This window comes from Bradyrhizobium sp. RDI18, from assembly GCF_043203335.1.
GTDB lineage: Bacteria > Pseudomonadota > Alphaproteobacteria > Rhizobiales > Xanthobacteraceae > Bradyrhizobium > Bradyrhizobium retamae.
In genome coordinates, this window is record NZ_JBICRN010000006.1 from 528289 (window position 1) to 555079 (window position 26791).

At 60.1% G+C, this 26791-nt stretch carries 26 protein-coding genes and 7 pseudogenes; 8 read left to right on the forward strand and 25 right to left on the reverse strand.

Annotated features, from left to right (window positions below; translation table 11 throughout):
* Positions 1–821 precede the first annotated feature (821 nt).
* Complete coding sequence (locus tag ACFXS9_RS03445) at positions 822–3839, forward strand: Ulp1 family isopeptidase (protein ID WP_392685199.1); 3018 nt, start codon at positions 822–824, stop codon at positions 3837–3839.
* A 353-nt stretch (positions 3840–4192) separates the two neighbouring features.
* Here the strand turns inward: ACFXS9_RS03445 and ACFXS9_RS03450 are convergent.
* A pseudogene (locus ACFXS9_RS03450) lies at positions 4193–4543 on the reverse strand (DUF2478 domain-containing protein).
* A gap of 94 nt (positions 4544–4637) precedes the next feature.
* Between ACFXS9_RS03450 and ACFXS9_RS03455 the strand changes: the two are divergent.
* The 3 genes from ACFXS9_RS03455 to ACFXS9_RS03465 all read left to right on the forward strand — a co-directional run bounded on the left by ACFXS9_RS03455 (position 4638) and on the right by ACFXS9_RS03465 (position 6495).
* Positions 4638–5042 carry a tyrosine-type recombinase/integrase gene (locus ACFXS9_RS03455; protein WP_245309114.1) on the forward strand — a complete coding sequence of 135 codons (405 nt, stop codon included), beginning with the start codon at positions 4638–4640 and terminating at the stop codon, positions 5040–5042.
* A gap of 351 nt (positions 5043–5393) precedes the next feature.
* On the forward strand, positions 5394–5759 hold the full coding sequence (locus tag ACFXS9_RS03460; RefSeq protein ID WP_392685203.1) for a hypothetical protein: 366 nt from the start codon (positions 5394–5396) through the stop codon (positions 5757–5759).
* Entirely contained in the window at positions 5752–6495 is a 744-nt protein-coding gene (locus tag ACFXS9_RS03465; protein WP_392685206.1) for a recombinase family protein, read from the forward strand. The genes ACFXS9_RS03460 and ACFXS9_RS03465 overlap by 8 nt, the downstream gene beginning before the upstream one ends.
* Positions 6496–6651: 156 nt before the next feature.
* Here the strand turns inward: ACFXS9_RS03465 and ACFXS9_RS03470 are convergent.
* Both ACFXS9_RS03470 and ACFXS9_RS03475 read right to left on the reverse strand, forming a co-directional pair.
* A pseudogene (locus ACFXS9_RS03470) lies at positions 6652–6827 on the reverse strand (nitrogen fixation protein NifZ); the annotation flags it as partial.
* A 1533-nt stretch (positions 6828–8360) separates the two neighbouring features.
* Positions 8361–9122 (reverse strand): IS630 family transposase, encoded by a 762-nt coding sequence (locus tag ACFXS9_RS03475; RefSeq protein ID WP_392685209.1) that lies wholly within the window; start codon positions 9120–9122, stop codon positions 8361–8363.
* A 113-nt stretch (positions 9123–9235) separates the two neighbouring features.
* On the opposite strand from ACFXS9_RS03475, the gene ACFXS9_RS03480 reads away from it, so the two are divergent.
* Entirely contained in the window at positions 9236–9442 is a 207-nt protein-coding gene (locus ACFXS9_RS03480) for a MarR family transcriptional regulator (protein ID WP_249734851.1), read from the forward strand.
* Here the strand turns inward: ACFXS9_RS03480 and ACFXS9_RS03485 are convergent.
* Entirely contained in the window at positions 9346–9645 is a 300-nt protein-coding gene (locus tag ACFXS9_RS03485; RefSeq protein WP_392687348.1) for a hypothetical protein, read from the reverse strand. The genes ACFXS9_RS03480 and ACFXS9_RS03485 overlap by 97 nt on opposite strands.
* A gap of 1038 nt (positions 9646–10683) precedes the next feature.
* Between ACFXS9_RS03485 and ACFXS9_RS03490 the strand changes: the two genes are divergently transcribed.
* Positions 10684–10953 (forward strand): hypothetical protein, encoded by a 270-nt coding sequence (locus ACFXS9_RS03490; RefSeq protein WP_392685212.1) that lies wholly within the window; start codon positions 10684–10686, stop codon positions 10951–10953.
* A gap of 507 nt (positions 10954–11460) precedes the next feature.
* Here the strand turns inward: ACFXS9_RS03490 and ACFXS9_RS03495 are convergent.
* From ACFXS9_RS03495 to ACFXS9_RS03590, 20 genes and pseudogenes are all read right to left on the reverse strand, one after another.
* Positions 11461–12188: pseudogene (locus tag ACFXS9_RS03495) on the reverse strand (transposase); the annotation flags it as partial.
* Positions 12189–12349: 161 nt separating this feature from the next.
* Complete coding sequence (locus tag ACFXS9_RS03500) at positions 12350–12547, reverse strand: hypothetical protein (RefSeq protein WP_057847883.1); 198 nt, start codon at positions 12545–12547, stop codon at positions 12350–12352.
* Positions 12548–12995: 448 nt separating this feature from the next.
* A complete protein-coding gene (locus ACFXS9_RS03505) occupies positions 12996–13343 on the reverse strand; it encodes a ferredoxin (RefSeq protein ID WP_392685215.1) in 348 nt (115 codons plus the stop codon).
* 65 nt (positions 13344–13408) lie between these two features.
* A pseudogene (locus ACFXS9_RS03510) lies at positions 13409–13620 on the reverse strand (BolA family transcriptional regulator); the annotation flags it as partial.
* A gap of 1715 nt (positions 13621–15335) precedes the next feature.
* Positions 15336–15784 (reverse strand): annotated as a pseudogene (locus tag ACFXS9_RS03515) (Rieske (2Fe-2S) protein).
* Between the two features lie 595 nt (positions 15785–16379).
* Positions 16380–17571 (reverse strand): annotated as a pseudogene (locus ACFXS9_RS03520) (DegT/DnrJ/EryC1/StrS family aminotransferase).
* Between the two features lie 5 nt (positions 17572–17576).
* Complete coding sequence (locus tag ACFXS9_RS03525) at positions 17577–17846, reverse strand: DUF6129 family protein (RefSeq protein WP_057847896.1); 270 nt, start codon at positions 17844–17846, stop codon at positions 17577–17579.
* Between the two features lie 33 nt (positions 17847–17879).
* Entirely contained in the window at positions 17880–18239 is a 360-nt protein-coding gene (locus tag ACFXS9_RS03530; protein ID WP_057847887.1) for a DUF3024 domain-containing protein, read from the reverse strand.
* A gap of 15 nt (positions 18240–18254) precedes the next feature.
* Positions 18255–18494: a nitrogen fixation protein NifZ gene (locus tag ACFXS9_RS03535; RefSeq protein ID WP_057847888.1), complete on the reverse strand. Its 240-nt coding sequence runs from the start codon at positions 18492–18494 to the stop codon at positions 18255–18257.
* The gene (locus ACFXS9_RS03540) at positions 18491–18811 is read right to left on the reverse strand and encodes a nitrogen fixation protein NifZ (RefSeq protein ID WP_057847889.1); all 321 of its coding nucleotides are present in this window, start codon (positions 18809–18811) and stop codon (positions 18491–18493) included. Before ACFXS9_RS03540 ends, ACFXS9_RS03535 begins: the two co-directional genes overlap by 4 nt.
* Positions 18808–19581, reverse strand: a complete 774-nt coding sequence (locus tag ACFXS9_RS03545) for a 4Fe4S-binding leucine-rich repeat protein (protein ID WP_392685221.1) — start codon at positions 19579–19581, stop codon at positions 18808–18810. The genes ACFXS9_RS03540 and ACFXS9_RS03545 overlap by 4 nt, the downstream gene beginning before the upstream one ends.
* Entirely contained in the window at positions 19571–20107 is a 537-nt protein-coding gene (locus ACFXS9_RS03550) for a hypothetical protein (protein WP_156434153.1), read from the reverse strand. Before ACFXS9_RS03550 ends, ACFXS9_RS03545 begins: the two co-directional genes overlap by 11 nt.
* Entirely contained in the window at positions 20104–20445 is a 342-nt protein-coding gene (locus ACFXS9_RS03555) for a HesB/IscA family protein (RefSeq protein ID WP_392685225.1), read from the reverse strand. The genes ACFXS9_RS03550 and ACFXS9_RS03555 overlap by 4 nt, the downstream gene beginning before the upstream one ends.
* An 11-nt stretch (positions 20446–20456) precedes the next feature.
* The gene (locus tag ACFXS9_RS03560; RefSeq protein ID WP_057847892.1) at positions 20457–20681 is read right to left on the reverse strand and encodes a 4Fe-4S binding protein; all 225 of its coding nucleotides are present in this window, start codon (positions 20679–20681) and stop codon (positions 20457–20459) included.
* 11 nt (positions 20682–20692) lie between these two features.
* Positions 20693–22192 (reverse strand): nitrogenase cofactor biosynthesis protein NifB, encoded by a 1500-nt coding sequence (nifB, locus tag ACFXS9_RS03565; RefSeq protein WP_245309605.1) that lies wholly within the window; start codon positions 22190–22192, stop codon positions 20693–20695.
* Between the two features lie 339 nt (positions 22193–22531).
* Complete coding sequence (locus ACFXS9_RS03570) at positions 22532–23395, reverse strand: SIR2 family protein (protein ID WP_057847893.1); 864 nt, start codon at positions 23393–23395, stop codon at positions 22532–22534.
* Positions 23392–23616 (reverse strand): putative nitrogen fixation protein NifT, encoded by a 225-nt coding sequence (gene nifT / locus ACFXS9_RS03575; RefSeq protein ID WP_057847894.1) that lies wholly within the window; start codon positions 23614–23616, stop codon positions 23392–23394. Before nifT ends, ACFXS9_RS03570 begins: the two co-directional genes overlap by 4 nt.
* A complete protein-coding gene (nifS, locus tag ACFXS9_RS03580; RefSeq protein ID WP_057847898.1) occupies positions 23613–24806 on the reverse strand; it encodes a cysteine desulfurase NifS in 1194 nt (397 codons plus the stop codon). The genes nifT and nifS overlap by 4 nt, the downstream gene beginning before the upstream one ends.
* Before the next feature lie 11 nt (positions 24807–24817).
* Positions 24818–25093: pseudogene (locus ACFXS9_RS03585) on the reverse strand (NifU family protein).
* A gap of 19 nt (positions 25094–25112) precedes the next feature.
* Positions 25113–25433 (reverse strand): iron-sulfur cluster assembly accessory protein, encoded by a 321-nt coding sequence (locus ACFXS9_RS03590; RefSeq protein ID WP_057852082.1) that lies wholly within the window; start codon positions 25431–25433, stop codon positions 25113–25115.
* On the opposite strand from ACFXS9_RS03590, the gene ACFXS9_RS03595 reads away from it, so the two are divergent.
* On the forward strand, positions 25432–25716 hold the full coding sequence (locus ACFXS9_RS03595; protein ID WP_392685231.1) for a hypothetical protein: 285 nt from the start codon (positions 25432–25434) through the stop codon (positions 25714–25716). The two genes, ACFXS9_RS03590 and ACFXS9_RS03595, sit on opposite strands and share 2 nt — an antisense overlap.
* Positions 25713–26303 carry a hypothetical protein gene (locus tag ACFXS9_RS03600; protein WP_057846593.1) on the forward strand — a complete coding sequence of 197 codons (591 nt, stop codon included), beginning with the start codon at positions 25713–25715 and terminating at the stop codon, positions 26301–26303. Before ACFXS9_RS03595 ends, ACFXS9_RS03600 begins: the two co-directional genes overlap by 4 nt.
* A gap of 15 nt (positions 26304–26318) precedes the next feature.
* Here ACFXS9_RS03600 and ACFXS9_RS03605 read toward each other — a convergent pair whose 3' ends face one another.
* Positions 26319–26726 carry a Rieske 2Fe-2S domain-containing protein gene (locus tag ACFXS9_RS03605; protein WP_249791494.1) on the reverse strand — a complete coding sequence of 136 codons (408 nt, stop codon included), beginning with the start codon at positions 26724–26726 and terminating at the stop codon, positions 26319–26321.
* Positions 26727–26791: the final 65 nt, after the last annotated feature.

A 26791-nucleotide genomic window follows, 5' to 3' on the forward strand; every position in this document is an offset into this window, starting at 1 on the left:
TTGATAGCGCTCGAATAAGCGCCCCAAGGCTCGCTGACGGCCAATACTTGTTGGTGGTTGATGGGCGGCGCCTCGCCCATTGAGGCGGCAGGAGATCACCAAGATGCGAGGTTCGCCATCCTGAAACGCGCATGCAACCCGCAGCCTCGCCGCGACGGCGCCAGAAAGGGCTTGAAGTCGACGTAGCGTCAGGTTGTACAGTCTGAATCATACATGCGGCCATCGGCCCAGAAGCGTCATGATCACAAGGAGAGGCTTCGATGTCTCGATGTCAAAGATGCGTGAGAGGCTGTGGCTGTGCAGGCCCATCTCGAAATCGGCCCGTAGCGAATGTCGGAGCGACAAATTGAAGAATTGAAACTGCAGCAGGACGTGCAGTTCGAGATCATCGGGCCGCCTTCCCATAGGCAATGGACGGCTCCGAGTTAAATCCCGATGCGCCGCGTGCGGCGTTTTCCTAGGAGGGGCGCCAACGCTGTTGCTTCTCGGTGGAGCAAATATCTGTCTTTCGCGGTCTCCGCGATTGTTCCGGACGCGGAACCGCAAAGTGAATCCAGGCCTCTTGATGAGTGGGGAACGTCGCATGGTTGCGCTTTTGGCGCGCAGTCCTACTGCCGGAGCGACCTGCGAGTCTTCTGCGGAAGCTAAGGCTGGGGCTGGCGTGAGTATTGCGCGAAGTCGGAGGGGCGCGGACGAGCGTCCTCTTGTTCTGGTTGCCGATCTTGGCAATTGGCTTTCTGAAGCTGGAGTCTTTGTGGTCAGTGCACCCGAGTTTGGCTCTGGGGCAGCTATGAAGAGTTATTTCATCTAGGGAGAGTGGTATGGAACCGGGCTATAACGATTCGAACTATTGGATGCGTTGGTACGCTGAGCAGCAAGAGCTGCAGCGTGCGCGGCAAGAGTTGGAAAGCGTGCCTGCGGATCAAGCTAGCTTTGAGCAGCAGGTGAGCGAGCTGCAACTCGGCTCCCCTGAGGAGAGTTCGCCTGAGCTTAGTTCGCCCGACACTCCAACAGCGGGGGCGCATGGAACTGTCCAGCGTACTGATGTTGGCACGCGGTACAGCGTCGATGTGCCGCGCGCTCATCTTGGCTTGGCTGCAAACGATTCTCCGTCTGACTTGCGGGGCAGGCCATTCAGCAGCATGCGCTACACAGCGCCGTCGGAAGCGCAGCCTGCGGCGCGGACGAAGGACAACAAGCCCCGTGGACTGTTCTCCCGGGTCAAATCAGGGCTCGGCAAAGTCTTTGGAGGAAGCCGTCGGGAAAAGTCGTCCGGCGGCTCGGCCTCCGACGCGGTCTATTCAGAGCTTCGCATGGATTTCGCGAAGCGCAGTCGCCCGTCCGAGGCGGACCTGGGCCTCATTGAAGAGTTCAAGGTGGCATTGGCCGGCGAGAACCGTAGGCCTAAGACCATTAACAACTACGTGAACGCTCTCAGCATGTTTAGCGAATTCCTTCAACCCAAAGGCGTGACGCTGAAAGACCTGCTTGGCGACGCTGATCTGCTGACAGCCTATAAGGATGACTTTATGAAAGTGGCGAGCGCCAATAGCAGGAATTATTTGGGGGGAGCATTGGACACACTCCAGCGTTTCCGGGCCGGAAATCCCATATCCGCCCCCGCGTGGGTGGATGCGCAAGAGCAACCGATGCATCCCCAAGACGAGCGGATCATCCGCCAGTTCGCGGAAGAGGTCAAATCGTACAGGGTTGTTCCCGATGGTAGCAGAGGTCGAGGGACCGGAAGGGTTCCCGCCGCTACCATCAAGTCCAATGCGCAGGCTCTTAAGGCGTTTGCTCGTTGGCTCCGAGCGGAGAATAAGGGGCCGCTGACTACTCGCGCGTTTAACGAACCAAGGTCGCTAGCCGCCGACATCGAGGAGTACACCGCAGCTGGTGGCGACGATCGTGACCGTCTCGACGCGGCACTGTCTCATCTCCGGAGGCTCGGGGCTGACGGGCTCCAAGCAGTCGGTGCCGGAGCCCGCCTGATGGGGCGCGAGTTATTGTCCGCTCATCCCGAGGACGTCCCCACCATCGATGGCTTTCAAAACGAAGCCCTGGGCAAGCTTGGATCCGACGCGACTCTCAAAGAGAAAGCCGCCGTCTCAAGCATGACTTCCAGGCTACGTAATTTTAGTGATTGGCTCCAAAGGGAGAACAAGGGGGATATAATGAGCCGAATCAACGGCAGTGCTCAGCAGCAAGCGTCGTTGAACGAAGATCATGCGGCCTTCATCAAAGCCAAAAAACGATCAGCCCCACTCGATCAGCTTCGGCAGTACCTAGGCCTCGAGCCCCAAAACGTTCTTCGTCCTTATGACGACGACACCATCGTCATCGATGGCCTGGCGAACGAAGAGCTAAGCAAGCTCGGATCCGACCCGACTTCCCAATCGAGAAGGAAAACTGTCCGGAATACTGCTTCGGCGCAACGTAAGTTCAGTGATTGGCTCCGAACCACGGGTAGAAAGAGCATAGCGAGTCGAATCAACGGTAATGATCAGCAGCAACTGTCGTTGAACGTAGATTACCGGGACTTCACGACAGCCAAAGGGAAAACTGGCGTGAGTCTCGTGAGTCTCAAGAAGCTTGGACAGTACCTACGAGTCGTCGAGGCAAACAGAGCGCTGGGTGTGGCCTTCCCTGAGCGGCCGAGTCAGGAATCGCGGCTTGCCGGGTCGAGCTTATCGTGGTCGCCACGAGTGCCGTCCGACTTCGACCCGAGTGAGTGGCCGACGCCGCAAGGCCCGGCTGGGTCGAGCTCAACCTGGTCGCCGCGAGTGCCGTCCGACTTCGACCCAAGTGAGTGGCCGACGCCGCAAGGCCCGGCTGGGTCGAGCTCAACCTGGTCGCCGCGCGTGCCATCCGACTTTGACGCGAGCATGTGGCCCACACCGCAGGAGATGCGTGACGATGCTCAGTCAGCGCCGGTGCTTAGCCCTGCCGGCAGACCCCCGTTCTTCATCGCGCCATCAGGCGTGTCTCAAGAGCTAGAGGATATTGGACATCTCGTCGGCGACGATTGGCAGCATGGCTCCCAGCCTGTCCCGGATTTCCTGCTCGATGTACTCGACAACAAAATGCTGATGCCGAGTTCGCGAATGGTTCCGCAGCCGGTCTCTATCAACGGTGAGACCTACTCGATCACGTTAGGGCCGCGAGGACGCAGCGACGCTCAGCTTATCCATCATCCTGGCCCATCCTCGGTTCCTGATGCCCGGATCGGCGCTTCGGCTACGAGTGCCTCTTCCGGCGACCGCAGCGGACGGGTGCTCGGAGCCAGGGAATGGCTGGGTGACGAGCATGTCCAGCGGGACTACGAACTCCTGGCGCAGGAGTTGCGGGGGAGCAATCCAAATCTCGCCGCCCGGACTCGGTTCGTGGATCCTCTCATGGCCTTTCGGGTGGGCCAGGGTACCGAGATCGACGCGCTACGCGCATTCCATCGCATTGTCGATGATCGGAATGGTAACGATACAGCCGACTTCCTGTTCTTGCCGGTGAACGATGCCAGCGCTACGGACATCAATCGCCGCGGCTCCCATTGGTCGTTGCTGCTGGTGGACCGCCGCGATCGCGAAAGGCCGGTTGCCTACCACTACGACTCCGCCCGGGGACACAATGACAGACCTGCAGCAATGCTCGCAGCACGGGTGGGAGCCAACCTGCAAGACGCCCCCATAAGCCAGCAGAGGAACGGCTATGATTGCGGCGTCTTCGTGGTGGACGGTACGCGGGCGCTGGTTAGGCGATTGGCGGAAAGACAGCAGGCAGACCTGAACCTCGACAACCTCGTCGTCGATCGGCAGGCACTGCAGAACCGACTGAGGGGCTGATGCCGGCTTCGACTGATAGTGCGCGCCGAGCTGGACGGAGCGGCTTCTCGCCGACTCGAATGCGTCATCAGCGCCCTCGCAGAGCATCATGGCGGCTCACAATGTGGAGCGGATGCCGGAGCTAATGCTGTTTTCGGAGACGGCGAAGGAGCCCGACGGGCGACTTCGGAGCCAGCGTTTCCGATGGTTTCACAGCCGTCATTAAGCTGTCCGGTAGCATCGTCCCCAAATAGCCGCAGCTGGGACCGACGGCCCGGCTGCGCGCCAGGCGCGTGGAGATGTCGCGCCACGATCGCTCCACGACTTGACGGTCGCAAAGTAGCAGCGTGCCTAACATCACCCGTGAAAGTTCGTCAGTCGGCAAGACATTTTCTTGGAACGGCTGTCAAGAGTGGTACACGAAGCGCTCGGGAAACGACAGCTGCGGCCTCGGCAAGTCCATGCGTATCGAGCTTACTGGACATAGCTCCGCTGCCGAGTGGCTGGGAAATCGAGATCTCTTGCTCCGTCGCAACGTCGACCGCGAGCATAGCGTGCTAGCCGTTTGCGTCCCTCAAGTGTCGCTGGACGATGCCGCCGACGCGTACGCCTTGCCGCGCGAGATCCTGGACGAAATCGGCCAGCAGCTTATCGACGTCGTCTTTTGGCCGGTAGAAAATTGCCGCCAGATCATTCGGATCAATTTCATGAAGATTGTCGATCATGGCTGTGGTCCTATTGCCGTTCGTTTCTCGTGTCGGCGCTTACGGCCATTCGTTGCAAGCACCCTCGTAGGTGCTATGTCCGTGACGCAACAGTGTGAAAGTCACCTCGTCACGGGAGGTGCTCGATGGCATATTCCACCTCCCCGGGCGCCAGCGTCAGGGCAGCAAGTTGACCCGCTTTGGCGTTCGTTACCTGCTCAAGAAGCACATCACAGCCGGAGCCATAGCAACCCGCACGCTGCAGGAGAAGCGGATCCATCCGCATTCGTTGCGGCATACGACCGCCATCTTTCTCCTGAAGGCGGGGGTCGACTTTGCGACCATCAGTCAATGGCTTGGACATTCGTCGCTGAACACAACAATGACTTATGCAAGGGCGTACATCGATCTAAAACGCCAAGCGCTTATGCAGGTATTCCCTGAGATCCTCGCACCGCCTCGTGCCCGGCACGTCTCTTCTGCGGCGATCGACATCGTTGATTGGCTGAAGAGGCGATGACCTACAGGTAAATTATGTGGAGTTGGCGGCTGTCAAAAACCGAACCGGCGCCGATTGTCGACCCTCAACTCCACATCACTGTGTGCTCCACCTAAGTCGAAGATGAGGAGATTGACGCGCTCGAGCGTGGCGATCAGGCGCGCCAACGGCCCTCGCCGCGCGCCTAGACGAGATCGGCGAACAGGCGGGATGTTCGCTTGTAGAGGACGGAAAAGCCGTCGCGGCAGGCTTTGTTGCCGAGCGCGCAGGCAAGCCCACAAACATCCGTTCGAAGTTATCATTCAATATCCGCATCATCCGCGCGCCGGTGAGCGCGTGATCGTCTTCAGGCGGGTCATTCACGGGGCTCGCGTGCAGTTCCTGATCGAGCAGTCGGACGGCTGTCGCGTCCTGCTACCGGCGTGGATGACCGAGAGCCACGCGGCGTCATTGCCGACGGTCGAAGTCCCTCGACTTTCATTGGACTCGCTGCGCGAGCTTCGCGACCTCATCGGCTCGCAGCGCATATCCTCATCGCCGTCGTCGGGAACGACTCAGACTGGCGGAGGCGATGATGACACAATGGCAACAGCTGGATCTTCTGGTGCTCGCGACAAGCGCAATCCAACGTCGGCGACTCGATCCGATGATCGCTCGGAGGTCGCGGGTTTGCTCAAGCTTCTTCTCAACGAATGCAGCGTCGCCCGCGCAAAGGCGAAGGAGGCAGACGATGAGTAAGATCACCCCAGATCATTTGTCACGTAGCGCCTATGTCTACGTTAGACAATCGACTCCCGATCAGCTGATCAACAATCCCGAGAGCCGCCGGCGTCAATACGGCCTTGCGACCCGCGCACAGGCGCTCGGCTGGGAAACCGCAATCGTCATCGACGATGACCTTGGCCGCTCCGGAGGGGGTACGGCGCGTCCCGGCTTCGAGCGCTTGTTGGCCGCGATCTGCACCGGCACCGCAGGCGCTGTGCTCGCTCTGGAGGCCTCGCGCCTGGCCCGTAATGGGCGCGATTGGCACACTCTTCTGGAGTTCTGCACTCTGGTAAATTGCCTGATCATCGAGGATGGCGTGTACGATCCAAAGCTTGTCAATGACCGCCTGCTGCTTGGGATGAAGGGAACATTCAGCGAGCTCGAACCGTCGATCTTACGCCAGCGCTCGCAGGAAGCGCTGCGCCTCAAAGCAGCGCGTGGCGGTCGGTTATGTGCGCAGCGCCGACGATCGGCTGGAGCTGGATCCCGACAAGCGCGTGCGCGAAGCGCTCCATTGGCATTCCACAAATTTGCAGAATTCGCCAGCGTCCGCCAGGTTGCCATTTGGTTCTGCGATCAAGGCGTCAAGATGCCGATTGTTGCGTACCGTCCTCGAGGTCGAGTGGTGGAAAGGCAGTTGCCCCGCTACAATACGATCCATCGGCTGTTGACGAACCCTGTTTACGCCGGCGCCTATGTATTTGGTTGAACCGGATCGGAGGTTCGTGTCGAAGCCGGCCTTAACTGATCACGCGCAGTGTGCGCCGCCCCCAACAGGATTGGGAGGTGCTGATTCGCGATCATCACGAGGGCTATATCTCCTGGGACGATTATGAGAACAACCAACGGACTATCAACGGGAACGCTAACATGAAAGGCGAGATGGTGCCGGCTCGAGCTCCTTGCGCTTCATGCCGACGCGGTTGCCGCTTTCGAGAAACTCGACGTCATAGATCTAGAACTGCTGCAGGAAAGTGCCGATCGAGAAGACGTAACCCACCTCCCCTTTTTGGCGAAAATCTCGCCAATCTCCTTGCCGGCTTAAATTCCGTCATTGCGGTGGAAGAAGTACAATCCAAACTGCCTCAAGCCGATGTCCCACACCTTGAAGCCCGGCACGCCACGATAAAATGGCAGCAAGGGCTTCGACGTCCTCGACAGTTCAGCACGACGTGGCCCATCCCGAGCGCGCCGGTAGGAAAGCCGTTCATCGGTCTCCCCGACATGAACGGCTCGGACGCGAAGCTTGGGGTTGCAAAACACGTCAAGCGGATTGCGGGCGGGATCGCTGAATGAGATCAGCTCCCCGACACGGCGTTCGTCAGCGAGCGCACATGACCCACGGCTGATCTTGATGCCGGCGTTTTTCGCGGCGAGGATCGAGATAGGCTCTGCGCGACTTCCCAGTCTATTTTCGCGCGCCCGGCATCGCTGCTGCCGTCGACGATCAGCCGCTGCTTACGATCCTGCGGATGGCGCGCATGGCGCCGCGGTGGTTGATACCTGTTGCATCCCAAGGTGGTCGCGCGGCATTGGCTCCATTGGTTCAGCTGTGACGACTTGAGCTCGATATAGGCGAGCGCGCAAATACAACGCCTGATCTCCGACCGATCGCCTCTGGCAGGTTAAGGGCAGTGTTGTCCAAATCAGCCAGCGACGAGCATGGTGCTCTCCTACGACTTCGCATGGACGGGCCGCCTCCAAGAAGATGAAGTCTGCGCGCAGCATCTGCATGCCTCGCTTTGTCGACATGGTTCGGAGCCGAAAATCTTCCTGATACCAGACGCCTGTGGCGCGTACGCCGTTTCACTCTCGTGTGAGGGTACGTACGCACCGGGAGGCGTTGACGCAGACATCCTCAGATGGTGTGGACCTCCTTGCCGGAGACATCAAGATGCCTAGAAGGTCGGGACGAGAAAATTGACTGCCGTCACGAACGAAAATGTCCATAGCATCGAGGCGATGCCTCGGCTGCGTCCTCGTTCATTCGCAAGTACGCCAAGTGGAGAAACGGCATTGCCGGAATGTACGTCGGGCAAACAGCACCGTTGCCAGTCGGCAATTGCGGGGCAGGCCCTCGGTTTTCCGACTCAGAAGAGGTCCGCGTAGTAGCGGAAGAAGTCAACAAAGCACCCGCCTCGCCCGAAGACAGCATCGAAGGTCGCCCGGTATGGCTTGCCGTCATATCCGCGAAACTTAAAGATCAACCGGCCGCCAATATACCCTCTGCCGTCTCCCGGTGTCGCACTGAATATCGATTCTACGTCGTGCGGCTCGGCTTCGAGAAGCCCAAGTTTAGTGCTGGCAAAATAACGCCGAGTGTCATCCAGTAGCTTCGCCCAAACGCAATGTTTCTGGAGACCCCTTAACGTGCTTTCGTACGTGGGGTCTGGAAGCACTATGCGGTCCGCGTTGATCGTGCCATCGATCGCACGGATAACGGTAATGTCGCCTTCAGACTACCCACTGTCGATGTCTTCTTGCGAACCTGCCACGTCGAAAAGACACGCGCTTGATCCAATGGGCAACATGCGGTCAAAATTCCAGACCGGCCTTCCCTTTGCTAGTGGTTCATCACAGTAATTGTGACTCTTTGGCGATGGTTGGATAGTCCACGGCGGCGCGGCGGTCTGTTATCTTGACGTTGCGCCAGCCGCGATGCGGATCGAAGGTGACGAAGAGATTGACGGTGCCGTTGCGGCGGTACTCGTAATCGTAGCGCTCGCGCTGTCCTGGCCGGGATCGGCTGACGCACCTCGCCGATGAGCTGGACGGGGTCTCGTCGAAGCAGACCAGCGGCCGCTCGGGATCCGGCGCCTCGGAATAGAGATCGAGCACGTCCTCCATGCGGGCGACGTATTCGCCGTCGACATGGGGAATGCACCACATGTCCCTGCGCCATGGCTTGAGGTCGTTCTCGGCTAGCCGGCGACGCACGGTCTCGCCCGACAGGCTGTCGTGATCGGTGAGCTTGACCAACGTGTCGGCCAGCAGCGTCAGCGTCCAGCGTTTGCGGCCGGCGGGCGGCTTGGCGCATGCGGTCGCGACCAGCAGGGCCTCTTTCTTGCCCGTCAGCTTGCGTTCCGCGCCCGGACGCGGCTCCTCGCTCAAGGCCCGCTCCAGATTGCCTTCCACGAAGCGGCGCTTGGTCCGGCCGACGGTGGAGAGGCTGACACTCACGGTCCGGGCAATCTCCTCGTCGCGGCGGCCCCGATCGGCCGCCAGCAAAATCTGCGCCCGCTTGAGCTTGCGGGCGGCGTGTTTGCCGCCGCCGAGCATCGCCGTCAGTTCATCGCGCTCGGCTTGGCTCAATTCGACCCGATAACGTACATTCATGCTTTGCCTCCTTGTCGGAGACCGGGACGAATCCAACGATGAGTCAAAAATCAGGCGCGCGTTTCACCGAGAAGCAGGGGCACTACCTCGCTTTCATCCATACCTATTCGTACATGTTCGGGCAGCCGCCCGCCGAAGCCGACATCCAGCGCCATTTCCGCGTCAGCCCGCCGACTGTCCACCAGATGATCGTCACCCTCGAACGGAACGGCTTCATCCGACGTCAACCCGGCGTCCCCAGAAGCATCGAGATTCTCTTGCCACCGGAAAACTTGCCCATCCTCGAATGGCTCGGTATCAAAACGTCAAAATCACTATGATGAACCATTAGTACCTCAGGCCATTGCGATTTCTTGTTATACAGGACCGTCAAGTCTAGAAACCGCGAGAGCGGCTCGCGCGCCGCATCCGCGTATTTGCCTTTGCTACATTCATCCTTCGATGCGGCTTCAGCGCCTGCAACACCCCAGATCGTCGCGAGCGCCGCCGCGATAACCAGAACTCGTTTGGTCTTTTGTCTCACGTCCTCGTCCTTCAGCCTTCTTCATATAGAGCTTCTCAAGGGCAAAAGCTGCCTTGAGCTGGCGGGGTCGCTCGCGCCAAAGCGCCAGTAGCCCGTGTGGGCGGTCGTTAGCGGTCTCAGTGCCCAGGTAATTACCGGTACGGCTGCCCGCTGTTGCGCTGACAGCCAGTTGTTGCCGCCAAGTAAGCTGATGGTACCACAATCGAGGCCAACGATAATAGCTCGCTGCAAAAGTTCGGTGTGGCAGGTCTCTGTCCATCGCGTGTATCGTCGCTGGAGCGAAAGACCCTGTCGTACTGGCCAGAAGTGTCGGGTGGTGGACGCACTCAGCTTCGGGTCGAGATCGCCGCCTCTGCGCTAGAAGGCCACCATTGATTTCCATTGTGCCCTGTTCGCGACCGCCTGGCCACCCGTCCGGCAGCACCCGCTTAGCGAGCCGGCTCGATGACCTCGGCGGCCAAACGCGCTGATGTTGATTGGCCGGCCGTACACTTGTCGCTTTAACGACCCCGCTCCTCGACCTCACTTAATCCAAGTCGCCCAGATGCATAGGTATGTTCTAGGGCCAAGCGGCGATCATATTCGATGAGATTGGCGGCGGCGCTATGTCCCTCAGCGCAGAGCAGTCATTGATGGAGGTCAATCGGGATTCCGGCACCGCATTCGGCGCTGTCACCAGATCTTAGATCGGGTTTGCCCAGCTCTTAAGTCGCCTCAAGCCGGATTGATTTACCGCAAGGTGCCCTCCGCAAGACATCCATATTAATTGCCGTGCAATGTGGAGGCGAAGAGGCCACGTTACGGGCCATAGGCCTCCGGCCTTCCCTCAGACATACGGTCTAGCAGTCGGTGGAGTTCGATTCTTACAATGTACGCCGAAGCTTGACGACAATGCTCCTACTTCCGGCCGTGGGCTATAAGAAAGCGATGGCTTGACCACGAAACGCAATTTGCCGGCGAGAGCTGCGCTGTATTGACCCTGCCCGGCGCCGGCCCGCAGCAGTTTGGTTCTCGGGCTGGCCCAGCGAACGGACCCTGATGCCCCTGCAATTCCATCGTGCCGTCGAAGACATGGAGATATGGAGCGCAAGCAGCGACCACTATTCGTTCGTGATCAGCTTCCAGAGCCCAACCGGTCCTGGCTTTCGCGGAAGGTTGGGCTACGTCGCGTCGTGGCGTCCACTTCACCAGGGCCGTGGCGCGATCAGGGTTCTCGGCTCGCCCCTCCAAAGTTTCGCTGAGGCCGAGGACACCTGCAACACCATGCTGAATTACCTGAAGGGCGACACTGATTCCACTTCCCAGTAAAGTTGAAGCCTCGCTAAAATGCCGCAATCGCTCCGCGTGCCGCCCAGGATATCCGCACGATCAACTCGCAGCGCTCAAACCAGCCCTCGGTCGAGGGTGCATCTCCGACAAGGAGGACAAAATAGCCATGAACTTTGCCATTGGCCGCCATTACGCTTTCGCAGGCGGCATCGCTGCCAACGCTGCATGGTCGAGGATCAACTGCGTCATCACGCTCGTGAGGGCCTCCTGCGCTTCCGCCGGCAGCTCCGGCCACGCGGTTGTCGACAGCGTCGGTATGGGGCGAGATCACCCAGCGGTTCGTCGTGCTACACGGACCTCGCCCGGGCGGCGGGTACGGCTTTGGCCGTTATGGCGTGCAAAGGCAGCCAAGGCAGCCTCTAGACTTTTCTTGTTCTTGCCGGGTCGTTGTTGGGGGGCCCCGGTGGAATTGGATGCAGCTTTCTAGTGTGGTGTTAGGTGTACGCTGACGCGGGTGGCTAAGCGAAGCAGTTTGGGAATGCGGGTTCAGGTTATAAGCGATGATTGAGCTAGGAAGTCGGCGCGAGCGATGCCACGATGTTTGGTCTTGAGCATGGTGCCGTGCTGCTTGCCCCATCGAAGATGCACTTGATAATCGCCCGGCGTGATTACGACATGCCATATCCCGAATGCCGCGTGGTTCGTTGGTCGAGGGCGCTGTTGTGGGTCTTGCCGGTTTTGGTGACGGCCTGGTTCTGCGTCACATGCGGCGTCACGCCGATAGCGGGAAGATTGGCGACATGATCGGCTGTGCCATTGGCGGCGTACCCTGCCGGCCACCGCCAGCCCATGCCGGTTATCCATGGTGGCGTGGAAATTGGCGCCGTTATTATCGTCGCCGCTGCCGTCCTTGGGGCGAAAGCTCTTCTGTGAAGCCCAGGCTTCGATCAGCGTTCGATCCACCGAGAAGTGCTCGCCGACAGCAGCGCCTTGACCTGCGGATGGTTCAGAAGCCTGGTCATGAACTTCGTGAACACATCGCCGTTCTGCAGTCGCTCCCGGTTCTTGGTGAAGGTGGTCGGGTCCCAGACCGGATCGTCGGGCGACAGCCCCACGAACCGGCGACACAAAAGATTGTAGTCCAGTTGCTCGATCAACTGGCGTTCCTAGCGGATGCCGTAGAACACCTGCAGCAGCAAGGCGCTCAGCAATTGCTCCGGAGGGATCGAAGGACGTCCCTCCCTGGGATAGAGCCTCCCAAGGCTGCGGTTCAAATCACTAAAAACAAACCGCTCTGATCCGTAAACCTGCAGCGCATGATCATCGCCACCAATTCGAGAAGACAAAGTGAATCATCAAGCCGCCTCCGTGGCGAGGGGTTCTTCAGCAGACTTCAAGAGCCAGATTCTCCGCGATCAGCTCGCTAACGTAGGGGTCACCAGAGCGGCGGCTGTTGACGGTAAACTGCGACTGATTCGCGTGCCGTCACGCCCGCAAGCACTGCGTCGGCAAGCGCGGTGCGTATGTCGAAATTCTCGTGCTCCAGTTTGGTGACGCGTTCAGACTCTGCGCTGCGAGCCTTGCAGGCTTCAGCGAAAGCAACGTTGACGGTCGGGAAATTGATAACGTTCATGGGGCTGTGTCTCCCTGCGGCTATTGGGGAAAGGGCCGCGCGGATTGAAGCAGTCGACACGTGCTCCTGTCCGGTTGCCCAGGGTCGCGCTTGGATCAAATCGGCTCGATCCCATAACGACGCAGGAGTGCATTTCGGCGGACAATTTCGGGCCATAGCTCTGTCTCCGATAGGCAAAAGGTTTGGTCATTGAGCGCCTACATTGCGAACAAGGTCTCGATTTGCTCATGAACATCAATCAAAACCAAACCTCGCCAAGTTTGCGCTGGAATCATGATTCCGACTTGCTCCTCGGGCGGCGGCGCTGTGCTCACATTTCGGCGAAGCTCTTCTGCGCAGCACAGCAGTTAGACGGTAGGCTGCTGCGTACCATGCGCGCGCAGAGGTTCGAACGCGCTAGCGACGAATGTATTGCGAATCTGCGATTGCTAATTTGTGACTCAGGACACTAGCTCCGCTTCAACACCACAACTAGGCGGTCGACACGTTTGCCTTCCTTGAGATGGGACTCGATGATTTCGTCGATGTCGTCGGCGGTGGTCGGGCGATACCAGATGCCGTCAGGATAGACCGCCATTAAGGGACCTGCGTTGCAAAAGCCGAGGCAGCCCGCGGCCGTGAAGCCGATATCGGTGAGCCCTTGCGCTTCGATCGCGTTTCTCATCCTGTCCCACAGGACTTGCGCGCCGGCCGCGCCGCAGCTGGCGTGCGGATGTGTGGGCGGACGCTGGACGTGGCAGGCAAAGACATCATGCCTGTAGAGTTGAGGAAGCTGGAATTCCGTTTCTGAGTTCATGTGCCTGCCAAGCGTTCGATTGAGTTCATCTGAAGAAAGACTAGGTCCGAGTGCATCGCCCCTAGGAGCGCGGTCGCCTGCGCAAGCCCGTGAAGTTCGTCACCCATTGTCCCGTTGAGCGTCGCATACACAATCTGATGCTGCTTCGGCTCTTGATTGTGAAGGCAAGCGGAATGACGCGGGCGCCATGATGATCGCCGTCGCCGGCAAGATCTGCCACGGAAACCTTCGCCTCTGGAAAGGCCTTCCTGCTCAGGGCTTCGTCTGGTCCCATCATCGCAATCTTCCTTGCTCCCGCTTTGCTTGCTCCGCCATCGTGCTTCTCCATGCAAGCCTCGAACCAAGATGCGAGAGGGCGTGCTTCTGCGCCAACCCTTCTCAATCTGCCGACGTGCAACTACCAGTCGTTGTCACGTTTGCCACAGCAAAGGTCTCTTCTGTTGCGGATGTGACAAACATCGAGCCGCACGCGCCCGCCTACAGCTGTTCCGCAGCGAGGCCCAAGATATCCGGAGAATCCTCGTCCTTCCGCATAGCCCGGCTCTTGCAATGTCACCCCGCGGAAGGATGTAGCGATCGCCGTGACTGTCGTCTTCACAGAGGAGCCCATCAATTTCGCGATCTTCCTGATGAGATCGACGCTTACAGCAAGGCGTGATCCGGCGCGAACCCACGGCATCTTTCGGCGAGCGCTGGACCGTGCGACGAGGGGCGCGTGATCGTGGATTGTGCGAGATTGCAAGCCGAGCCGGCTAGGAGCGCGAATGGCAAACCGCGATCAGCGATGCCAATAGCCGGCCCTTCAATCAATTGATTCCTGGGGCGGAGACCTCGATCGCAAGACTACGTCAATGGATAAGCCCTTTGAGTTGCCGCGCGTGACTGGGATTTGTACTTCGCAGGGTTGCCCCCTCACCCTGCACGCACGGCCAATCTGGCTTCAGCGAGTCTCCAAGGGCTTCTGATACAGGATCGTTCACCCCTAACGGTCCTGTTACGTCTGGGTCTACGCACCCCCAGCCAGCCCAGACGGAGCCCTCGGCGGTGTTATGGCCGCCGGAGGCTTTCTTTGTTTCAAGCGCGCCTGGACGTCACTAGCACCTGCTCGGTCTCGGCGCCCTCCACAAGCGCGGGTGTCATCGGAAGCAAAAGGCGCGCACCCGGCTTCACCCGACCAAAAAGTGCTGGCATCGATGTTCGCCCCTTGCGGCCTGCCTCACTCCGTAAACGGCGTGGAACCGTGCAGCTCGCGCTCGCCCGCACGCGATTTGTGGATCTAGCACTATTATGGAGAGGCAGCCGCCAATTCTCCTAAAAGGACGCCGGCGTCTTGTCGCAGGCCAAGAGCGAACGGAAAGGAAAAGGCAAGCGGGACGAGGGGAGCGCTGCCACCTTCTCTTTAGGATGCGCCGCGGTCTTTCATCATACCGGCCTGATTGCGCCGGCGAGCGTTGACAGCGCAAGGTCGAGTTCGGCGCGCGCGGTTTCGTTAGCAATCGTCTCCTGCAATACGCCGCACATGTAGGCGAGCCAGGGGGTCGAGCTCGGCGCCACCGATGAGAAAACTGAGATGGCTCTGGCGCGGCCGCTGGCATGGCCCTTCTCGGAAGTTTAGATTTTTGGCCCGCCCTCCATTCGGTGAGATAGCACTTGAACACCTCCTTGGTGCCCCCGACATCAGCCGGATGCACGGCGCGAATGGTCTCCGCTTCAGGCAATTCATCCATGCGCGCCAAGAGCTGTCGACCGGCCGATCGGTCCTCACAAAGCCGCCAATGCGGCTCGAACACCGAAATGGCTGCGCGTCTCGCTGTTCGACTGTCCCCGTACCATTCATTCATGCCGGGCTACTGGATGACTTCGGCCGCCGTGCCCGGCCCTTGATCTCTCACGAGTTCGAAAGCAGCGACAGGCGCGGCCTGCGCCAATGTTCATGAGAACGACGGCGCTTTACCGAAAGACTCCTGAGCTACGGTCATGAGATCATCCCTGTTAATCCGGATGGATCATGATGTCCATGGTTTCGTCGCTGTCCTCGAACGGATCGGGAAACCCGTCGTCCTCCACCAGCTTCACGCCACACAGGCAGACGTCGCCGTCGACCACAGCGAGCGCGACCGGCTCAAGGGCCTTTCCGTTGCAGGGCCATCGATGCAAAACCCGCTATCGATCTCGAATGTCGCACCGTGCCGGCCGCATCTGATAAAGGCGCGGTCCGACGAGAAAAACTCTCCGGAGCCGATGTTGAGCCAGACACCGTCATGCGGGCAGCGGTTGACATAGCCGTGGTAGTCGTTTCCGAAGGTCCGCACCACGACAATCAGAAACGGCCGGCTCTCGCCGCTCTCGTCGATCCGCGACAGGTTAAAACCCTTCGCGCCGCCCCGCTCGATTGCATCGGCGCGACAGACGGTGAACACCTCGATCTCTTGGCTACCCATGTCGCGGTGCCTCCCTTCGCTCGTGCTTGTCGTTGCATTTTCCTGCCTGAAGGCATCGACGGCGGCACTGGTCAGCCGAAGCACGCCAATTCCACCGACCAGCTCCTGGAAGGGCATCGACGGCCCGCTGATAAAATCAAACCATTGGTGCGGCGCGAGGCCGGCCGGGCGCTCGTCAAGCTCCACCACTGTCTCGTTCAGGGAACAATGACGTGTTGCGAAATCCATGTGCCTTCCCGCCCAAGCTTGAAGAAACCCGAGCCGAAGCCGAAGAGCTCGATGATCATGCTACCGGTTCCGAGCAACTTGACTTCGCAGGCGAGCCGCAACTTGGAGGCGCCTCCTCCGATCGTATTGAGCTTGTCATTCTCTTTGCGCACCACCCTCGAGAGTTCCTTGCGGCCTTGCCGGACGAAATGTCGGAGGATCCACGTTTGGTCTGCACTTGCATTTGTTTGGCGTTGCGATCTTCGGGTTCTGCAGCACCGCCAAGAGTGATGTGGCCTGAATGACCTCGATCATCTTGCCCCATGGTGAGGCCGTGGCTGTCGACATTCAAGCCCTCCTTTTGCGTCCCATTTATGATTCCTCGGGTCTAATAAATTGCAGCGCCAGCGCCGATGTTGATTGACGCATCCTTTATCGTCTCCACGATGAACTCGATCTGGTCATCGGTGAGGTGGGTGTGAAACGGCAGTACCAGGGCGCGATCGGCGATCTTTTCCGTGACAAGAAAATCGCCATGCCGATAGCCGCGTTCGAAATAATGCCGCTGCAAATGCAACGGATGGCAATAGGCGGCGGCCTCGACCTGCTCGATGCGCAGGTCATCGACGATGGCATCGCGGCTGGAGCGCGTGAAGCGCGTCCCGAGATGGACGAGATAGAGGAACCAGTTCACCTCGGTCGCTTCGGGAGCCACATAGGGCGGCTTGATACCTTCGAAGGATTGCATATGCGCATTGTAGAGCTGTTCGGCGAGCCGGCGTCGCTCCAGGATTTCGTCGAGGCGCCTTAGCTGCGCAAGGCCCAGCGCGGCTGTGATATCGCTCATGCCGGCCTGGTGGGGCGCTGCGCTGCTGACGACAATGGAGGAGCGCTCATCCAGCCGATGTGCGCGATGGCGACGCAAGCCGCCGGCCAAGTCGATGTCGTCGGTCACCACCATGCCGCCTTCACCGCAGGTCAGGGCCAGTGGCTGGGCGAAGTCGAACACGGCGATATCGCCAAAGCGGCCAACGAGTTCGCCCTTGTATCGCGATCCGATCGCTTCGGTCGAATCCTCCAGGAGCGGCAGCTGATGGCGCTGCGCGATCGCGCGCAGCTCCAACCATGGCGCCGGATGGCCATTGGGGTTGCCACCAATAATCGCCCGCGTGTTGGCCGTGACACGCTCTTCGACCTTCGCCGGAGCCAAGGCTCCCGACCAATAGTCGACGTCGGCAAATACGGCCCTCGCGCCCACGAGACTGATAGCATGCACCGTCTCGCGAAACGAATAAGGCGAGGCGATCACCTCCTGCCCGGGCCCGATGCCTAGCGCTTTTAGCGCAAGCAGAAGCCCGATCGTGCCGCTGGGGACGGCAACGGCATATTTGCGGCCAAGATAGGCGGCAAAGGCTTTCTCGAAGGCGTCAGTGATCGGCCCATTGGAGATTCTGCGGCGAACATAGCAGCGCTTCCACGGCAGAGAGCTCGGCGGAGGTGATATCGGGATCGGAGAGCGGAATGAAGGATACGGCCTCGGTTGCTTCGGTGCCATCGCCGTGATCCTCTGCGAGTGCAATGCCGGTCACCGCCCAGTACTCCTTGCCGCCAGCAGGATACCAATCGCGCGTGCCGGATCGGCCGTGATCTGCACGCAGCGATCGCAGCCATCGATCAGATGCAGGTCGAAACGCGGAAAGCTTCGGAACGGCCGCTCCGTCACATCAGACGCATCACAGCGCGTGAAGGCGAGGTGCGGAAAACGGCGCCGCAGCTCGAGGAATGGGCTTGCATCGGCCTCCGCCGCCGCAAGCACCCGTTCTATTTCGATCAGTTGGTCTGTGCCAAGCGCCATCGCGGCTCCCATACAACTAGTCCCAAATCAGCTTTATTGCCAGAACCGCCGCTCTGGATCCGTGTTTAAATCCTCGATCGCTGAGGTCAGCCGGAGGTAAATGCTGTAAAACTCCCAGATCCCGTGCGCGTGGTTCATGCGAAACAGCTTCCACATCCCGCTCACCATGTCATAGTGGATCAGCGCGACATCGATCAGGCCGCCGTCCTTGTCGATATTGCGAGAGCAGCAGGGACTCTCGATCAGATAGCCACCCCTCACCGGCTTCACATTCGGCGACACAAAGCGATAGCGCTTGCGCGAGCCCAAGGCACGCTCGATCCGCTTGCGATCGAGCTCGTTCGGGTGAGGGATCAGTCCGATCGCTAGTTTTCTCATCACCGCAGCATTCATCGCGAACCAGCACCCTCAAAGCACTGCAATTTCTTCTTCAAGACAGCCGACGACCAGCCGCTCGCCGAACTCGACGAGATAGATTGGCACGTTCGCTTCGGTATGCCTGCCGACCTGCACGATCTCGCCGATCCCTCCGGCGCCCATCAATAGTCCATCGGCCGGTGCATCCGGAAAGGAGCCGTCGTTAATGAGGTCGATCGCCGCCTTGACGCGCTGGCCCCATTGGTACTTCGGCAGCCTCGGGTCGATCATGACGCGGCCTCTTCCGGCAACGGCAGGTCCTCAAACTCCTCGCGCGCCACCGCCGGCACGAGCTCCTTGCGCTTCATGCCGACGCGGTTGCCGCTTTCGAGAAATTCGACGCCATAGATGTAGAACTGCTGCAGGAAAGTGCCGATTGAAACGACGTAACCCACCTCCCCCTTTTTGGCGAGGATCTCGCCGACTTCCTTGCCGGCATAGGTTCCGTCATTGCGGATGGTGCGGTTGGCCCGCACCTTTTCGCCAAAGCTGAAGAAAGGCGGCCCGGTCAGCTCGACCACCTCGCTGTCGCGAACGATGTTGCTCATGTCCCACTCTCTCTCGGTCGTTCGGGCCGGATGGCCGCGCGCGCGCGGGCGGCTTCCTGCACCATCGAGTCCCCGTCCTCGGTCAACTCCGCCAGCTCGGCCGCCATAATGCGGCTTGCCACCTCATAGCGGACGCGCCAATCCGGATCGCGGCGCAGCAGGCTGAGCGAATCCGGAGACAGCCGCCGTGCGATCTCGAGCCGCACGGTGCCATCGGGATCAGTGACCATGCCGAGCAGCCAGTCATGGGGAATGCGGAGCGCGACCACGCGGCGCACCTCGGGCTCGTCATCGCTCATGAGACCCCCAAGCAGCGCCGGCGCGATCCGGCTCGCCACCACCAGGCGGACGTAATAGTCCTCGTCCGACATCATCGGCGCCAGCTCCTCGCCGTCCAGCAAGGTCGCAACCCGCATCCTCACCTCCCGATGCGGGTCGCTGCGCAGCCGCAGCGCAAAGCGCTTGGGCAGGCGGCGCGCCGCGTTCCAGCGCACGGTTTCCTCAGCATCGTCGAGCAGCATCGGCAGCAGGAACACATTGGCGTGGTTGGCCGCGATTGCGCGCACCTCGAAATGCGGATGTGTGACGTAAGCGTCGGCCAGCACCGGATTCCAGTTGAAGAAGCGTTCGATGCAGCGGGCGTAGCGGTCGTTGACGCAGGCGTGCATCAAGCGGCAGCCGCCGCTGGCCCTGAGCCCGAGATGCGTGCAGGTGCCGCAGTCGACCTCGTTGCCCAGCCAGTCGCGGGCCTTATCGATGTCATCCGTCATCGTCCTGCCCCATCCGCTCCAGCACGTCCAGGAGCACCTTGGCGCCGATCTTGTCGGTCGGGTCGAGCTCCACAAGCTTGTTGGCGGCGGCGTGCCCTTCATCCAGATCGCCGAGCCGCATCTGCAGGTAGGCGTAGGCTTTCAGGGAAAATAAATAGAAGCGCGGCAGGATGTTCTCGTAGCGATCGAAAGCAGCGTCGCCCGCGCTGACCCGCCGCCAATCGTCTGCGAGACTGTTTTCACGTGCTGCCTTACAAATACAGAGCTTTGCGACCTCCAACGCCTCGGCCAAGCGACCTTTGTAGAAATAGAAGCGGTAGAGCCCGATCAGGACGGCGGCGTGGCCCGGCGCCAGCGCCTGCGCTTCATGCAGGTGTTTTTCCGCGATCTCGTCCAGGTGATAGGACAGCCCGGCGTCCCACAGATGATCCTTGGCTTCGCGCGGCAGCCCTTCGCCGAGTAGCGTGTGCGCGATCAGCGCCCCCTCGCTCTCGGACAGCGGATTGCCTGCCCCATCGAGGTTCATTGGCAGCTTTCCTCTTCTAATGGGCAGCCTTTGCGGTGTTGCTGGAGCAGCATACCTGCTTCTGGAAAGATCAGCCTGGTCTGCGCAGAGGTGTCGGTCAAATCGATGGTGACAAGGCCAAGCATTAGCTGGCTCTCGGCATTGAGAAGCAACTTTAGGCTGTTGCGCTCTACGCCTTGCTGACCGGGCTGAGCTGCCGGCGCAACACCTATATCGGCGGACAACCCCGAGCAACCATCTGCCGTGACGGCGAGCCGGAAACCGGCGCCAACGGTGCCATCGGCGCGCAGCACGTAACTCGTGAGTTTTTCAGCGGCGGGCGTCAGCGTGATGGTCATGGGCTCGCCCCCTACGCCCGCGCCTGGTAGCGTGGCAATGAGGTGTCGACGACGCAGGTGTTATCAACCGGGCACACCGCGACGCATTGCGGCTCGTCGAAATGGCCGATGCACTCGGTGCATTTCTTCGGGTCGATGACGAACGTCCCGCCTTTCTCCGAGATTGCGACATTCGGACATTCGAGCTCGCAAGCCGAGCAGCCGGAGCATTGCGAGGCAATGATCTTGAACGGCATGGATATCTCCCTTACGCCGCCGAAATCAGCGCGCCCTGGCGGATCGCCGCCTCGCCCCGCTCAACATGCTGGATCTCGCCGCTTTGCACCTTCGCAAGATAGGACTTGAACCAGGCTATCGCTGATTTTTCGATGAACTCATGGGCGTATTGGTCGACCGGCTCGATCCCTGCCTTCAACAGATTGCTCTTCGGACAGCCGCCGATCTTGGCCACGAAGACCGCATGGCAGTCGTTGATGGCGCGGATGATGGTGGCAAGGCTCTCCTCCTCGCCATAACCGCCCCGGCAATAGTGATCGACGCGGCGATGGCCGACGAATTTGGCGCCCGTAGTGGAGAGTTCGTACACTTGGAACTCCTTGGCATGCCCAAAATGCTCGTTAATCAGCCCCGTGCCCTTCGTCGCCACTGCAACCAAGAGCTTGATGTCGCTCATCTCGCTGGCGAGCTCGGCGAGCTCTTCCTGCTCGGCAGCAACCTTGGCGACGCGCTCCTCCTCGACCTTGGCCTGATAGGCCTTGCGCATCTGGAGGTCATAGTTGACATCCATGGCCATAACCTTCTCGGTAGTGAACTCCGCGCTACGGTCCTCGCCGAGCAGGCCGACAGCGTCGGCGCGGCACTGGCGGCAGTGCCGCATCATGCTCATCTCGCCTTCGCAGGCATCCTGCAGTGCTTTCAATTCCTGCGCGGTCGGAGCCCGCTGACCGTTGAGACCGAACACCGTGCCGTGCTCGGGCGCGGAGATCAGCGGCATGATGTTGTGTAGGAACGCGCCGCGCGATTTGACCGCCTTGTTGACCTCGACGAGGTGCTGGTCATTGATGCCCGGGATCATCACCGAATTGATCTTGCAGAGGATGCCCCGCTCGGTGAGCATCTCGAGGCCTTGCAGCTGGCGGTCGTTGAGGATCTTTGCGGCTTCGAGGCCAGTGTGGCGCTTGTGGTTGTAGAAAATCCACGGATAGATTTTGGCGCCGATTTCGGGGTGGACCATGTTGATGGTGATGGTGACATGGTCGATCTTGAAGCGGGCGATCGTATCGACATGGTCGGGCAGCATGAGGCCGTTGGTCGACAGGCACAACTTGATATCGGGAGCGGCCTTGGCCACCAGCTCGAAGGTCATGAACGTCTTTTTCGGATTGGCCAGGGGATCACCGGGCCCAGCGATGCCGAGCACGGTCATCTGTGGGACGGTGGAGGCGACTGCCAGCACCTTTTTCGCCGCCTGCTCCGGCGTTAGTTTTTCGCTCACCACGCCCGGGCGCGATTCATTGGCGCAATCAAATTTGCGATTGCAGTAATTGCATTGGATGTTGCAGGAGGGCGCAACCGCAACATGCATGCGGGCGTAGTGATGATGCGCTTCTTCGCTGTAGCAGGGATGGTTCTTGACCTTCTCCCAGATCTCGGTCGGCAGATCACCCTGGCCGGCTTGCGAGCCGCAGCTCGCCTTGCCGCTGCCGCCGGACGCGCCGCAGCCCTTGTGCTCGGCGATCGCCTGCATGGTCTCGCCGATGTCGACGGCGCTCCCTGCCAAGCTTGCTTCGTCCAGCGCTGATACGTCCATCCGTTCATTCTCCCTGAAGGCGGAAACTGAAAAGAAGATTTGCAACTCGCGTGCCATGGCCGGAATGGCGAGCAGTTTTAATCTAAGTCACAAAGTGAGCCGCCTGCCGCGGTTCGCCGTGGAAGCGAAGCCTTCTGCACGACATTAGAAATGTTCGAAGTGTGACAGGCGTCTTGATCCTGACATGGAGATGAGCGCAGTCATTCGCCGGCGCGAAACGCAAGACAACTCGCATGCGCCGGCACGCGAGCAACATCGACCCATATACAAGGTCTGTCAGGCAGCGAGCAGGATCTCGATCGCGCGCGGGAGCGGGATCGCAAGCGGCGTCAGGCCCTGTTCGACCAGAAAGCGCAGCTCATTCCTGGACAGCACATCCGGTTCCACGATGGCGTAATGAACACCGGCTGAGCGCTTGGTGAGCTGCCGCGCATAGGTTCGCAGCAGCTGATCGTTGAATCGGCAGCCGATGAAGAGAAATCTTCTGCCATTGCGCCGCTCTTTCACCACATCGGGGATCGGCGTCTGAATGTCGATCTCGGTCAGCACCTCGACATAGTCGGCGTCAGAGATCAGGAAGTTCCTGGCAGGCAGCACGCCGCCGTGCGGCTTGTAGAGGACCGTGGTCCAGCTCTGCGCCACAGCGCGATCGACCTCTCTGCCCTCCGCATCATAGAAGCGATACCAGCGGTCCTCGCCGAGGCCGGCGCGGCAAATGCCCTGCACCTCGCCCCACCCCTCGTGCTTGCCGAGCGCCGCACGCATCGCGCCGTCATACCAGGCATCGACCATGACAGGCAAGGACAGCGCGGCGAGATGATGATGCAGTGGTGTAGGCTCGACCGGCGCAGCAAAGGCCTGCGCCACCAATGCCGTCACGGTGGAGCGATGCTTGTTGCTCTCGATGTGCTGCGCCGACGCCCAGACATTGCCCTTGGCCCGGCGCGGCAGCGCGACCTTGGTAGCGAAGAAGCCAGCCAAGGCCTCCGGCGTCATCGGCGCATCCGGTTTGGACAACGCGGTGAGACCAGGTCCGAGATAGGGAACAATGCTGCCGGCACGCAGCCTAGCCGCTACGTCAGTGAGAATCGCCTCCGCATCGGCCGCGTTGACAAAGTCGATTTGCGGGGTCGCCTTCATCGGTCGTCGCCGCCCTCGCCGCGCTTTCGGGCATTGACCGTGATCGGCAGCGGCGTATCGCTCGCCATTTCGGGCAGATCGAGCACCCAGCCATTGGCTATTCTGATCCAGCCGCCCCACAGCGTCTCGTGCTCCGATTCAACGATCGGCTCCTCGAGATCTTTTTTCGGCACGTAAATCGACAGGCCCGCCTCCGGAGAGCGGCGAATCATGACTTTCATGAGATCAACTCGTGTATCGCGGGCGAATTGCTGGTGGGATTGGGATGCTCTCGTGACATGGCGCGCAGGTGAGCCACGATGCCGGACAATACGCGGACGACGTGATCGACTTCTTCGACGGTGGTTTCATGCGATAAGGAAAAGCGCACCGCGCCGCGCAGGCTCCTCGCCGGCACGTTCATGGCGCGCAGCACGTGCGACGGGTCCATTGAGCACGAGCTGCAAGCTGATCCCAGCGAAGCGGCAATGCCCGCGCGATTGAGATGGTGGACGATTGCTTCGCCTTCGAGATCCTCGAAGGCAATGTTGGCCGTGTTCGGCAGCCGGTTGCTGACATCGCCGAGCGCCATGCAGTGGCCGTTGTGCAAAATCGCCTGCTCCAGGCGATCGCGCAACCCACCAATGCGAACGCGATCCGGCTCGAGCCGCTCCGCCGCAAGCTCTGCAGCTTTTCCAAGACCGATGATGCCGGGGATGTTCTCGGTTCCGCCGCGGCGCCTTCGTTCCTGTGCCCCGCCCCAGATCAGCGGTCTGAAATTTGTGCCTTGGCGTAAATAGAGCGCGCCGGTCCCCTTGGGGCCGTGCAGCTTGTGCGCGGACAGCGATAGCATGTCGATAGCATTGTCCTTCAGGTCGATGGGCACCCTGCCTATGGCCTGCACGGCATCAGTGTGAAACAGCGCGCCTGCCGCACGCGCTAACCCGGCCAGAAACTCCACCGGGAAAATCGTGCCGGTCTCGTTGTTGGCCCACATAACCGACGCAATCGCCGTGCGTGGTCCAAGCGCCCAGCGAAAGGCCTCGACGTCGAGCCGTCCGCGCGAATCCACCGGGATCACGTGCGTGTTGATGCCCCTTGTCGCCAATTGCTCGACCAGCGTGAGGATGGCGGAATGCTCGACGGAGGTGGTGACGATCTCGTCGCGCCCTTCCTGGGTCGTAAGCGCAGAAAGGATGGCGGCGTTGTTGGACTCGGTCCCGCCGGAGGTGAAGACGATCTCATGATCGTGGGCGGCCCCCAGCAAATTCTGCAGGCTGCGGCGCGCCTTCCCCACCGCGCCCGCGATCTCGCTGCCGAAGGTATGGGTGGACGAGGCATTGCCGAACTGCTCCGTGAGGAACGGCAACATGGCTTGCAAGACACACGGATCTGTCCGCGTGGTCGCATTGTTGTCGAGATAGATCGGCACAAACGCCTCCTTCAATGCCGCGCATTGGCGACGCCGGCGACCGGGATGAGGCGAACGAATTCGCCGAGCTTTCGACCAGCCGCGCCTGAATGCCTTCTAGCGTCGCGCTTGAAAGCTTGCAGAATACGCAGGCACCAGTCAGCTTCACCATGATCTTGCTGCCCTCGATCCCGACCAGCTGACAGTCGCCGCCGTCGCGTTGCAGATTCGGCCGGTTCGCGCCGTAGTTGCTCCCGACCGGTCTCAATGCTCGGCGGTTGCTTCAATTGTTCCGGTTCGACCGGCATGCTTCGATTTCTCTTGTCATCAGCTGAAGGATTTGCCGCAAGAGCAGCTCGATTTGGCGTTCGGGTTGTCGAAGGTGAAGCCCGAGCCCTCCAGCGCCACCACGAAATCGATGGTCGTGCCGGCGAGGTGGTCATGGCTCTTGTTGTCTACGAACACCTTGACGCCGTCGCGCTCGATCACGGTGTCGTCAGGCTTAGCCTCGTCGGCCAGGCTCAACCGGTATTTGAACCCGGCGCAGCCACTGGCCTCGACCATGATGCGCAGGCCGCTCGCCGGCTGCGCCGATGCTGAAATCGTGCTCTTGACCGCATTCACTGCGCTATCCGTCAGATTGATCATGGCTATCCTTTTTGCCTGGGTCGTTTGCATGGGAATTGGCAAGTCGCATGCCAGCGCGCCCGAGCTTGACATTGCTCACCTTTTCGAAATCGCGCCTGTTGGCTTTGCGACGCGTGTAGGGTTGCTGACAAAGGTCTTTGAGGGATTGCGGCGGCTTTGCGTGTCTTTCTTTATGGATTCCGCCGATGAAGCGGAAGGAACGCGGCGGCAAACAATTTGCATTGCGTCTCCCGCCGCCGGAGTGTCCGGCGATTGTCTTGGATCGAGGGATGATTTTTCATGACTGCAATCGAGAACACCGCGCTCGGCCGGTTGGAGAAGGAGGGGCGCCTGCTCAATGCCATATTCAAGGGCGGGACCACCAAGCAGGGCCGGTTCGGCTTTCGCGGCGATATCGCCCTAAAATTCCAGGCCCAGGTCGCGGACGAGAAGCGGCCGCCCCACTATTCGATCGAGCAGGTACTGACGGTCGTGCAGGAAGGCGAAAGGAGCATTCCGGTGCTGGCCGGCTATCTGCACTGCTTCGCTTATCTTGCTGATGTCGCAAACGTTCTTGACGGCGCGCTAAGCCCTGATGGGAGCTACTTCATGTTTTGCAACAACATAGACCTGTTGGCGAAATACCGAATCAAGCTCGGTGGTATCACCTTCAACGTGCTGCCGTGCGATGAATCCACCGTTTGGAAGGAAATGATGGACCTGGTCGGGGTCGACAAGAATGACATCAAGAAGCTCGACGCGCCCGGCAAGCTCGACTACCTGCTCGACGCAACCAAGGATCTCGATGCGTCCTATGATGAGATCTCTTACGAAGACGGGCTGAAGAGGATGGAACCCGTGAGAAACCGTAACGAGAACCGGCCGGTCTGAACGCCGGCTTTAGCTTTAGCCAGAGGAATCCTCCTCCTCGACAAGCCGCACGCCGGTAACGCAGATATCGCCGTCCAGCACCGTCAACGCGACCGGCGTGAGACTGCTGCCCTTGCACCGGCCGTCCACACAGCGGCCGGTGCCGAGCTCGAAGGTCGAGCCGTGCTTGCCGCACATCAGCCGGATGCCGCGTGGATCGAAAAACTGGTTGCGTTCCCAGTCCAGATTGACGCCATTGTGCGGGCATTTGTTAAGATAGGCAAACACCCGCTTGCCCCAGCGCACCACGACAATGGGCCACGGCCTGTGGCTGCCGTCTTCGTCGACGATCATGAGGTGGAAGCCCATGGCGCGCTGGCTTGGAATATCGTTGAAGCCGCAGATTGCATAGGCGATATTCGGCTGCGTCCGCCGCTCGTTCATGACAAGAGAACCATCAATTGATCATCCTGCGATCAGCCTTGCAAAAATCGCGCAAAGTACCTGAT